Consider the following 10,650-nt stretch of genomic DNA (forward strand, 5'->3'; position numbering starts at 1 on the left):
ACGCAGACACCGAACGGCATGACCGCAACCTTGCCCGGATCGAGGCGAACCGGGCCCGTTCCCAGAGCATGGGTACCCTGCGTGACGGGCCGGCCCTGCTGGTCGGGCTGATCTTCTGCGGGCGGTGCGACACCCGTATGGTCGTGCATTACCAGCGCGGCCAGGGCGGAAAGCTATGGCCGAAGTACGAGTGCAGCCGCGTGAAGGCTGACTACGGCGGTGAGCTGTGCCAGCAGTTGTCCGGGATCTGCGTCGACCGCTATGTGACCGGTCTGCTGCTTGCAGCGATGGCGCCAGCCGCCCTGGAGGTCTCGCTGCAGGCGGCCGAGCAGGCCCAGCACCGGCGCGAAGAGGTGGACCGGATCTGGCAGCAGCGTCTGGAACCAGCGGGCTATGCGGCCGACCGGGCCCGGCGCCAGTACCAGTTGGCCGAGCCCGAAAACCGCCTGGTGGTGAGGGAACTGGAGAAGGAGTGGGAGCATGCGCTGGCCGAACGGCGGCGGCTCGGTGAGGAGTACGACCGCTTCATCGCAGCCCGGCCCCCGCATCCTCACCGTCGCCGAGTGTGACCAGATCCGGGCCCTGGCCGCCGACCTCCCCGCCGTCTGGCAGGCACCCACCACGACCGATGCGGACCGAAAACAGCTGACCAGGCACTTGATCGAGAGGGTCACCGTCACCGTCGTCGGGGACAGCGAGCGCGTCACCGTCCAGGTCACCTGGGCCGGCGGACACCGCACCACCGGCGAACTCGTCCGCCGGTCGCCCGCTTGGACCAGCTCAGCTACTTCCCCCGCCTGGCCGCGCGGGCCCGCGAACTCGCCGAGGCCGGCCACTCAGCCCCGGCCATCGCGAAAATCCTCAACTCCGAGGGCTTCCGCCCGCCCAAACGCCGCGAACACTTCGGCACCCAGGGCGTCCGCACGCTGCTGCAGGAACTGGGCTGCGTCAGCCAGCAGGAACAAGCCCTCCGGCGGGGAGCCGCACCACTCGGCCGCCGCGAGTGGTGGCTGACCGACCTCGCCCGCGAGCTCGGCATGCCCCGGGTGACGCTCTTCGGATGGATCAAACGCGACTGGGTCACTGCCCACCAGCTCACCGACCAGCGCCGGTCCTGGACCATCCACGCCGACCCCGCAGAAGTCGAGCGACTCCGCCAGCTCCACCAGCAGTCCGGTGGCCACCGACCACGACAAGCCTGGCTCGACCACCAGCAGGCGACGATAATCCGGAACGAGGAAGGAAACCACGGCGATGACGTCGAACCGCATGTATGACAGCACTGCGGCTTGCTCATCTCGACAGTGTTGCGCTTCTCGTACCGCTCGTCGTCGAAGCCGGGTGGCAGTCCACCGCGTGCCCCTTGCCCAGTCGGGCGGCCCGGCTGTCGGTCTATTCGGGCCTTCCCCCGAACCACGACCGACGCCACCGACCGTGAGGCGTGTGATTCACGTGCCGGGTTCAACCTGCGGCGGAGTCCTGGGCAGCGGCGCGGGCCTGCGTAATGGCGAGGCGGTAGGAGTCGGTGCCGGTCTGGATCAGGTTGCCGCCGAAGGTCAGCCGGTCGACGATGGCCGCGCAGAGCCTCGGGTCGGTGAAGGTCTTGGTTCGAGGCGATGGCGACGCTGTTCTTCTCCTCTCGTTCCGTCAGAACCTGGAACAGCAGCTCAGCGCCCCTGCGGTCCAGCTCCATGTAGCCCAGCTCATCGATGCACAAAAGATCGACTCGGCCGTAGCGGGCGATGGTCTTGGTCAGCACCTTCTCGTCCGCGGCCTCGACCAGTTCGTTGACGAGTTTGGTCGCGAGCGTGTACTTGACCCGGTAGCTGGCCATCGCGGCCTCGGTGCCCAGCGCGATCAGCAGGTGCGACTTGCCGGTGCCCGAGTCGCCGATCAGGCAGAGCGGCAGGCCCTTCTTGACCCAGTCGCAGGTCGCCAGGGTGTGGATGACCGCCGGGTCAACGTTGGGGTTCGCGTCGAAGTCGAACGCGCGAAGGGACTTCTCCCGGGGGAAGGCGGCGGCTTTGATCCGACGTTCCGAGCGGCGGCGGGCCCTGTCGTCGCACTCGGCCATCAGCAGTTCTGCGAGGAATCCGCGATACGACATCTGGTCACGGGCCGCGGCCTCGGCCAGGTCGGGGAACTGGGCCCGAATGGTGGGCAGCCGGAGCATCCGGCATGCCTGGTCGACCGCGGCATCGGCGGCCTGTTCGGTCAGCCCGCGGTGGCGTTTGACGGTCACGGCAACTCTCCCTCTGCAGTGAAACGGCCGGCCGACCGCCTCGGTCGCAGCAATTGGTCGTAGGCCGCGACCGACGGCAGCGGCCGGGTGTCCGGCGGCAGGTGGGTCAGGCGACGCTCGGTCAGGAACGTCACCGCCGCCCGGCCGGGCTCCGGCTCGGCCGCGGGGGCTGGTGCGTCGTCGGCTTCGGCCGCCTTGCGGGCCTCCAGCACGACGGCATCCGAGGTCAGCGCCCCGGCCCGCAGCGCGGCAGCGAGCCCGGCCACCAGGTGCTCGTGATGAAGGTCCCGGCCCAGCAGCAGGACCTCGATCAGGGCCCGGGTGCCGTCACGGTCGCCGTGGGCCTTACAGGCCGCCGCCCACCACGCGTCGTGGACGGGGGTGAACTTGCCTGCCGAACGGGCCTGTTCCAGCGCGGTCGCGCCGGGAAACGCACCGGGCTTGCGGACCAGCGCCTCCAGGTAGTGGTCCAGCTCCAGCCTGACCTGGCCCTTGGCGATCAGCCGTTCATGCCGGGCGACCTCCGTGCGCCCGTCGTAGACCACGATCTCGGAGGCGTGCAGCATCACCCTCACGGTGCGGCCGATCAGCCTCACCGGAACCGAGTAACGGTTCGTGCGGACGCTGACCTGCGCGTATCGGTCCACCCGCAGGCTGAACAGCCGTCCCGTCTCGAACGGCTCGTTGGGCAAAGGCTGCAGTAGCGGCCGCTCGGCAGCGAAGTACTCGCCGATCGTTCGAGGCCGAGAGCGGATGCGGCGTTCGCTGTCCTCATCGTCCCACCGCTCGACCATCGCGTTCAGTTCGGCCAGCGAGCCGACTTCCGGGACGGGGACCAGGTGGTTTCTCCTGAACCAGCCGATCTGGCCCTCCACTCCGCCCTTTTCGTGGGCGCCTTCAAGTCCGGGACGGCAGTACAGACTTTCGATGCCGTAGTGCGAACGGAACGCGGTCCACCGCTCGTTCTCCACCCTCGCCCTGGACAAGCCCAGAACGCGGGCGACTGCGGCCCGCAGGTTGTCGTAACGGACCTTGCCGGTCGGCACCCCTCTAATATGCGGGTCTCGATGTCAACCCCGAGGGGACCATGCCGCGGCCTGGAGAGTCGATCGATCAGCAGGATTCGAAGCTTGGGGTGGCAGGGCGGATGTTGCCGTCTTCGTCCATGAACTCGAGTCGTTTCATAAACGCCACGATGAAGTCGGCGAACGGGCCGTCGAAGGTCTCGCATCCCTCCTCGTGGGCCATGGTGACGATCTTCCAACGGTCCGGATCCGGGTGGCAGGGCAAGAAGAAGTGCTCGTCGCCGCCGTAGTCGTAGCCCCAGGAGATCAGGCCGCCGGGCTCGGGGTGGAACGGGTGCGGGAAGTCGTCCGGTCCACGCTCGCGCCGTGCGGCGAATCTCTCGTGGATGCTGCGCATGCGCTCCAGCAGCGGACTGGACCCCCGAGGATGGAAGACCACGAGTTCCTCGGAAATCACCCCGCCGCCATAGGTGTCCAGGAAAGCCTTGAAGTCGCTGGGAAGCGGCGAGCCAATGTAGTTCTCAACCTCGGCCCAATCCTCTGGCGAGGGCTGACGTGGTGCCGGTGCGCCGAGCAGCTGCTGCAACTCATCATGTCCTGCCATGCGCCTCACCTGCTTGATCGCCGTCATTGGACGTGGCAAACCTAGCTGGCTCGACCGGGCGGTTGGACGGAGGGGTAGCTATCGGTGGCCGCCTGGAAGAAGGCATCAGCCAGCCTGCTCCTCAAGTCGGCTAAGGAGCCCGTCGAAGATCTGCTCGCGAGCAACCTGTCCCTTGGCCGCCGCGTCGTCTCGCTGGCGTTCGAGGGTGGGCCGGAACTCGATCGTGGTGACGAAGAACGTGCAGGACTCGCAGATCGATTCAAAGTGGCAGTCCATCTCGACGGGGCGAGCGCAGTAGCCGTTGCCGAGCATCCGCCGGTGCATCTCCCGCCGAAGCTTGGCCATCTCCGTGCCCTCGGCATCGGCCGGCAGCTGGCGCGGGGCGTCGTAGAGTGCCTCGACCCTCTCCGAGACAGCGAAGTACTCGTCGGCGACGGTCCGGTCGGCGATCCGCGCGTAAACACGGGTCATGGACAGCGACCGGTGTCCAAGAAGTGCGGCGATGGCTTCCAGGGACATGCCCCGGTTGATCGCCTGGGTGGCCAGAGTATGTCTGAGCTGGTGTGGAGTGACCCGGCCGAGTCCCGCCTGCTGGGCGGCCTTGCGGACCGCGGCCTCAATGCGGGAGGCGTTGACAGGGCGGCCGTGGTCGGTGAACAACAGGTTTGAGCGCAGGCCCTCGGGCCGGTGCAGCAGCCAGTCGTCCAGCAGCGTCTTGAGCTGCGGGTGCAGGGGGACGTAGCGGTCGGTGTGCATCTTGCCGACCGGGACGCGGAGCCAGTAGGCGGATCCGATCTGCACGACCGCGTCGATGGTGAGGCCGAGCATCTCGCTGCGGCGCATCCCGGTGCGGGCGAGGATCTCGATGGCCAGCCGGGCGAACGGATCGGGGTCCTTGCGGGCGGCTGCCAGCAGTTTGGCGGCCGCGGCGTCGTCCAAGAACCGGGGCAGTGGTTCGTCCGCGATCGGGAAGTCGCTGTCGAAGATCAGCTGGCGGGGCGGCCGGTCGGCGGCATCCCACTCATCCAGGCGGCGGAAGAAGCCGCGGAGTTTGCTGAGGCGGTCGCGGACGGTGTGCCGGTGCAGCGGTCCTCCGCGGGCGGCCGGCCGCTCCAGCAGCCACTGCCGGTAGCGTTCGACGTGCCTCCGCTTGAGTGCGGCGACGCAGGTGACGTCCGTGTCTTCGGCGGCGACCAGGAGGGCGAACTCCCGCAGCGTCAGCTCGGCGTTCTTCACGGTGCCCGGCCGCATTGTTCCGGCTATATGCCGCAGGTAGTGCTGCATCGTGTCCGCCATTCCGGCCGGGACCCGGGACCACTCCCGGGCCCGCATGTCGGCCCGGTCCGGGCGAGCGACGACGCGGGAGCTGGTCAGTCAACTCGCAGTGGAAGAGCGTCGCTTCCAGGTTGAACAGGGCGGTCGACAGGGCCTTGACCCCACGGTTGGGGATGCGGCGGGCAGCCTCCAGCAGCAGGCGGCGTCCCTCGTCCCAGTCGGTCTGCTGCAGCTCGTGTGGCTGCGTGCCGAACAGGGCCACGAAGTGGCCCAGCAGGTTGAACTGGGTCATGGCCATCGCGTCGCGAAAACCGAGGAACCGGGCCGTCTCCATGAACCTCAGGTGCAGTTCCGGCTCCGTGCGAGCAAGTACGATGCCCAGTCGTGGGCGTCGGGCGACCAGGTAGTCCGCCCCGGGTTGCAGACGTCCGGTGACCGAGAGCCAGCTGATGAATCGGTGGGTCTCGTGGTTGAAGGCAAGCTGGCGTTCCAGCGGCAGGCCGCAGAAGTCGCTCAGGTCGGGCACCGCGGCGAGCAGAGCGCGGGCTCCCCAGCGAACCTTGTGATCGATGTTCATGCCCTGCGCGGCCCGGTGAGCGAGGTAGAACTCGACCAGGTCCGGGCGCACGATCGGCAGGGCCGCGGCGCGGGCCCGGCGCATCAGGACTCCGTCCGATCGGCGTCGGTGGCGGCACTCGCCTGCAGGTACTGCTCGACGAGCCAGCTGTTCGCCAGGTGTATGTAGATCCGAGTTGATTCGATGGAGCGGTGTCCAGCCTGGGCCTGTACCGCCTCCAGTGCCATGCCCGCCTCCCGCAGCCGGGTCAGGCAGGTATGGCGGAGCTGATGACAGGTCAGCCTCGGTAGTCCGGTTCGCTTCCGGACGCCGTCAAGAATCTCGTCCAGACCATCGGCGGAGAACGGTCGGCCGCGGGTGGGCCCGCGCAGCACCACGAACAGCCGATCGTGGTCGACGGGTGGACGCTCGCGGTCCAGATAGCCGCCGACCGCGCTGAAGAACTGAGCGGAGACGGGTATCAAGCGCTGGTGGCCGCCCTTGCCCTCGCTGATGAAGACCCGACGCTCACCCGGTGACAGGTCACCCAGCCGCAAGCCGAGGACCTCGCAGCGGCGAAGCCCGCCGAGCAGCATCGCGAGGACCATGGCCCTATCCCGCGCGGTGTTCACTGCACCGAGCACCGCTTCGACCTCAGTCGGTCCGTGGACGCGCGGGAGGGTTCGGGGCGTGCGCAGGAGCGGTGCCCCCCGGTTGCCGCTGCGGCGGCGGTTGGCCAGCCCCGTCGGCACCGGGTTGCGATCAATGGCCAGGTCGTCGCGGGTCATGAGGTAACCGAACAGCCCGGAGATGCTGGCGAGGCGGCGCTTGATGGTCCGAGCCGAGAGTCCTGCCTCACCGTCTTCGAGCCGGACGACCTTCGCTCCCCGCCGCGGCTTCTTCTGCGCGGTGATGAACGCGAAGACGTCCGCGGTGACGACGTCGGCCGGCTCCTTGGGTACCACCGAGAAAAAGACCTTCAGGTCGTAGGCGGTGGCCAGCAGGGTGTTCGGCCGGCAGCGTGCCGCCACGAACTCCAGGCAGTCGTCGACCAGGGCGTGCCCGAGTGATGCCGTGGGGTTTCCCGCGGCATCGACGCGTCGTACCAACTGCGGCTGCCAGGCCATCCGAGCTCCTCGACGGGAGCGACCATCCTGACCGGGAACACGAGATCGCGGAAGAGTTGTCACCCACATAACCGCCCAGCACGCTGAGAGCGTGGACGTGGCCCTCGAAGAACGCCTCCTGCCCGCAGGACGCGAAGATGCGGTGCACGGCCTTGCCGGAGTAGGACATACGCATCGCGAACAGGTAGACCTTGACCTGCTCGCCGGCCAGACGGATCGTCACGTCCCCGAAGTCGACCTCCGCTTCGGCCCCCGGCATGTGGGTCTGCGGGATGAACGCGTTCAACGGCCCCCGGCCCGCCTCGATCCGTATCTGAGGGCGGCGGTCGGCGACGTAAGCCCGCACCATGGGATAGGTCACCTCCACCGCACCGTGCTCGTCGACCAGGCGGTCGAAGATCCGCTTGACGGTGTGCCGCTGCTTGCGCGGAGCATCCAGATCCGCCCGCAGCATCTGGTCGATGACCGGCTTGAACGCATCCAGCCGCGTCTTGCGGGGCGGCAACGGCTTGCGAGGCTCGGGCCAGACCGAAGCCATGGCTGCCCTCACCGTCCGGAAGCCGACCCCGTACTTGCGCTGCAAGGCCCGGTTCGAAACCCCCGCCCGGGCATCACGGCGGATCGCCGCGTACAGATCGACCTTGGACTTCGGTGGCACCGGCGCCACCTCCCTCACCGCGGAGAGCACTCCGATCCTCCCACCACAAGCACCCAAGTGGTGTCAAAACTCGGCGATATCACTCTCCACCGACACCGGGCGCTGTCACTCCCGATCGACAACCGGTGTCAGGACTCACTGATAGAGCCAACTTGCGGAGGGATGGGCACGGGAACCGTCACGGCGGGTGGGCGTTTCGGAGTGGGGACCTGCGGTGTGGGAGTGCCGGTTGCACGCGAGGCTCAGGCGGCAACACCGCCGTGCGTGGACCGGGCGGGAGGGTGGAGGCAGGAGGCGCGGATCGACTACGGCACCCGGTCCGCGCCAGACGGACGTAGCGTCACGTCAAGGGCCCTTGCTGGGCTCAGCAACTCTTCCGCGACGACGGGCGGCACGGCCAAGGTGACGATGCTTCCGGCCCAGTCGGCGGTGGTCTTGTAGGCGGCGATCACGGCCAGCTCCCACACCGACAGTGTTTCCACCATGGGGAACCCGGCTGCGTCGGGCCCGAAGGGAGGAAGCCGCACACTGACCTCTACGTTCGCCGCGTGGTGCCCGGCGGCGGCCGAACCGGGAGGCCGCACACGGGAGTTCTTGTCGTAGCAGGTGTAGTCCGGGCTGGCACTGTGGTCACAGTCCTGCCGCTGCCGCTACACCTGCCAGGCCTGCGCCAGGTGCGCGGTGGGCCTCTCGCGCCGCTGCAGCGTGACGGCAGCCTGCTCGATCGTGGCCTTGTCGATGAGAGCCCGTTGTTCCTCACACCGGAGTTCGGCGCAGGCTGCGGTCCGCGCCAGGACCGGACGTGCCCAGTTGTGCAGCCAGGGGTGCGCCAGCAAGCCGTCGGTGGTCGCCGCCAGCTCGAACTGCAGATAGCGCCAGTGATCCCAGTTGAAGTTGGGCCCGAGGAAGTCCGGCACGTAGTTCGGCTCCTGGCGGTTTCCTGCTTCTTCGTCCTCTTCTTCAAGGCCCTCGCAGAGACTCACGAGGTCGGCGGCGGCATCCGCCAGGCCTGCGTCCGCAGGTGCAGACTCCACCCGGCAACATCCGCACATCCGTGCAGCGAAGAACGCACCGAACCGGACACGATACGTCTCCCCGGGACTGACCGTCGCCGAGGCACGGCATGCAGGATCGCTGTGCACAAAGCTGTCGTCGGCCCACGTGACCGCGTCCATCGGCTGACCGTAGAACCGGCCAACCGGCATGCCATGACGACCCATCAAGCCGACCGGGAGCAACTCCACTGACTCAGCCTTCACCCGCCTCACAGTAGGCCCGCATGCCATTGCCGGTACGGGAACTACGGCAGCATCCCCCTATCGGGGCAGCCGCCGAGCACACCCTTGACCTGACCAACTAGGGCCAGGCCGCGGCCAAGCTTCTCGCGGAGGCCTGCCATGACGGACGACCTGCCCGAGGCACCGTTGCCGCGCAGCACAACCAGCCGTGTATCCTTGGCGCCCGTCATCACGGCCGTCGCACTGCCACGCGGTTGCACACTCAGCGCGCGACCTCGGCAACGGCGTCCCGGATCAGTACAGGGACTTGTACGATCGCCAGCTCCAGGAGCCGTTCGATGGGCACCGCGTGCGGGCTGCTGTCCACATTGATGTGCGCAGCCCATCGTGCGGGCTCGTAGCGGGCCAGCATGGACAGCGTGTAGAGGACCGCCCACCAGGCCATGAGCGGGTGCAGCTCCCGGGCCATCGGGGCGATGACGGGGAAGAAGAAGCGCAGCCCGCCGTGACCATGTGTCATCGCACGCAGGTGCTGCCTCCGCTCCGCTTCGGTCGCTGATCCCTGCGGCATGAGCCAGTTGACCTGCAGGGCGCCTCCGCCTTCCGCGTAGCGGGTGAAGTCCGGCAGAGCATCCGGTCCCAGGGTGAGCGCCCGTGTGGTTACGTAACTCTCATGCTGATCAAGGCCCGGGTATGAGGCCATGAACTCTGCGAGCGCCACGCGAGTGCCGGCGTCGATGACCCGGTCGGGGATGTCGGACACGGGGACGCTGAGCAGTGGATGGTCGTGCTGGCCCACGTGGTGTTCGGAGACCTCCAGCGGGGTGAGCCGTTCCCTCTCCGTGAGGGGATAGTCGAGGTTCACGGGCAGCAGGTCCCACACGTCCTCCAAGCGCACCGGGGCCAACTGCCAGACGGGCGAGGCCAACACCTGACTCACTCGAGTGAAGCTGCCCTGGGAATCGGGCGGGTCCGTGCGGATCTCGATGTCGGGGAAAGCCCGGTCGAATCCGGTGGCCTTGATGCCGTGGGCTTCCAGGCGCCAGTCCTCGCCCTTGAGGGACCAGGCCGCCGCCGCGACGGCGCGACCGGCCTGGCTCAAGCCGTAGAAGACCTGCAAGGGGCGTGTCGCTGGACCGACAGCGGCGGCTGCCTTGAACATCTGCCCTGCCTGTTCGAGCGCGGTGGCATAGGTCTTGCGGCGGGCCCCGCTGCTCGCTCTACCGGGCGGCTCGGAACGACTGGCCCGCAGCCATTCCCACGCCCGATCTGTCAACACGTTGATGTGCATGGCCGGGGACGCTACCGGGCCAGCGGCACCCTGCGGTACTGGATTGGGATCGGCCCAAGCGCCCAGGACCGCCGCAGAGCAGGGGCGCCCGGCACCGGGCCATCATCGCCTGTCAGGGCTCCCGGCCGCCCTGTAGCACCAAGTTGAGACCAGCCCGAAGAGCGGGTGAGCCGTGGACACGCTCCTGCCCCTGGTCTCCTCCGACACAAGCCCGCGGTACTGGTACTGCACCTTCGGCTGTCTGGCAGGGCCACTGTCCAAACACATAAGAGTTCTCAAGGACATCTGGGAATCTCAGACAGATCGAGGTACCGCAGCTCACGTACCCAACAGCCCATAGCCAGAGCCGCACGTACCGTCACACTTGCAGGCGAACAGCCTGCACCACAAAAGCAAGATCAATCTCATACACCGACAGGGATCTGAGTCAGCCAGAGAGCAGCAGCCCTCCTCCGCCTGGGGCAACGCGAGAACCCACACCGCAGCCCCGTACTACCGGCGCTGGCCCTAGTCGTTCACGCGCCGGGCATAGTACGCAGCCTCGATGCCCTCGACATGCGGTGATAGGCGCGAGCGTATATGTCGGTGGGGGGGCCCCCGGGGGGGGGGGGGCGCCCCCCGAAAGGGGGTGGGG

Annotated in this window: 10 protein-coding genes and 2 pseudogenes; 3 read left to right on the forward strand and 9 right to left on the reverse strand. The window is 68.0% G+C overall.

From position 1 onward, the window contains the following. Positions 1-68: 68 nt before the first annotated feature. Together AB0M11_RS20920 and AB0M11_RS20925 are read left to right on the forward strand one after the other, a co-directional pair. The gene (locus AB0M11_RS20920; protein ID WP_365707537.1) at positions 69-569 is read left to right on the forward strand and encodes a zinc ribbon domain-containing protein; all 501 of its coding nucleotides are present in this window, start codon (positions 69-71) and stop codon (positions 567-569) included. A 201-nt stretch (positions 570-770) separates the two neighbouring features. After that, positions 771-1,277 (forward strand): hypothetical protein, encoded by a 507-nt coding sequence (locus AB0M11_RS20925; RefSeq protein ID WP_365707539.1) that lies wholly within the window; start codon positions 771-773, stop codon positions 1,275-1,277. Between the two features lie 184 nt (positions 1,278-1,461). Here the strand turns inward: AB0M11_RS20925 and istB are convergent. The 4 genes and pseudogenes from istB to AB0M11_RS20945 form a co-directional block, all read right to left on the reverse strand. After that, positions 1,462-2,242 (reverse strand): annotated as a pseudogene (gene istB, locus AB0M11_RS20930) (IS21-like element helper ATPase IstB). Next, complete coding sequence (locus AB0M11_RS20935) at positions 2,239-3,288, reverse strand: hypothetical protein (RefSeq protein ID WP_365707541.1); 1,050 nt, start codon at positions 3,286-3,288, stop codon at positions 2,239-2,241. The pseudogene istB and the gene AB0M11_RS20935 overlap by 4 nt, the downstream one beginning before the upstream one ends. A gap of 67 nt (positions 3,289-3,355) precedes the next feature. Continuing rightward, positions 3,356-3,898 carry an SMI1/KNR4 family protein gene (locus AB0M11_RS20940; protein ID WP_365707543.1) on the reverse strand — a complete coding sequence of 181 codons (543 nt, stop codon included), beginning with the start codon at positions 3,896-3,898 and terminating at the stop codon, positions 3,356-3,358. 78 nt (positions 3,899-3,976) lie between these two features. After that, complete coding sequence (locus AB0M11_RS20945) at positions 3,977-5,167, reverse strand: tyrosine-type recombinase/integrase (RefSeq protein ID WP_365707545.1); 1,191 nt, start codon at positions 5,165-5,167, stop codon at positions 3,977-3,979. Between the two features lie 88 nt (positions 5,168-5,255). Between AB0M11_RS20945 and AB0M11_RS20950 the strand changes: the two genes are divergently transcribed. Continuing rightward, positions 5,256-5,891 (forward strand): hypothetical protein, encoded by a 636-nt coding sequence (locus AB0M11_RS20950; protein WP_365707547.1) that lies wholly within the window; start codon positions 5,256-5,258, stop codon positions 5,889-5,891. Here AB0M11_RS20950 and AB0M11_RS20955 read toward each other — a convergent pair. The 5 genes and pseudogenes from AB0M11_RS20955 to AB0M11_RS20975 form a co-directional block, all read right to left on the reverse strand. Beyond that, positions 5,807-6,829 carry a tyrosine-type recombinase/integrase gene (locus AB0M11_RS20955; RefSeq protein WP_365707549.1) on the reverse strand — a complete coding sequence of 341 codons (1,023 nt, stop codon included), beginning with the start codon at positions 6,827-6,829 and terminating at the stop codon, positions 5,807-5,809. The genes AB0M11_RS20950 and AB0M11_RS20955 overlap by 85 nt on opposite strands. A 963-nt stretch (positions 6,830-7,792) precedes the next feature. Next, a complete protein-coding gene (locus tag AB0M11_RS20960; RefSeq protein ID WP_365707551.1) occupies positions 7,793-7,972 on the reverse strand; it encodes a hypothetical protein in 180 nt (59 codons plus the stop codon). 165 nt (positions 7,973-8,137) lie between these two features. Continuing rightward, entirely contained in the window at positions 8,138-8,662 is a 525-nt protein-coding gene (locus AB0M11_RS20965; RefSeq protein ID WP_365707553.1) for a hypothetical protein, read from the reverse strand. A gap of 173 nt (positions 8,663-8,835) precedes the next feature. After that, positions 8,836-8,955: pseudogene (locus AB0M11_RS20970) on the reverse strand (kinase); the annotation flags it as partial. A 32-nt stretch (positions 8,956-8,987) separates the two neighbouring features. Continuing rightward, positions 8,988-10,016 carry a YaaC family protein gene (locus AB0M11_RS20975; RefSeq protein WP_365707555.1) on the reverse strand — a complete coding sequence of 343 codons (1,029 nt, stop codon included), beginning with the start codon at positions 10,014-10,016 and terminating at the stop codon, positions 8,988-8,990. Positions 10,017-10,650 lie beyond the last annotated feature (634 nt).

It is taken from the genome of Streptomyces sp. NPDC051987 (assembly GCF_040680735.1).
In the GTDB taxonomy this organism is placed as follows: Bacteria; Actinomycetota; Actinomycetes; order Streptomycetales; family Streptomycetaceae; genus Streptomyces.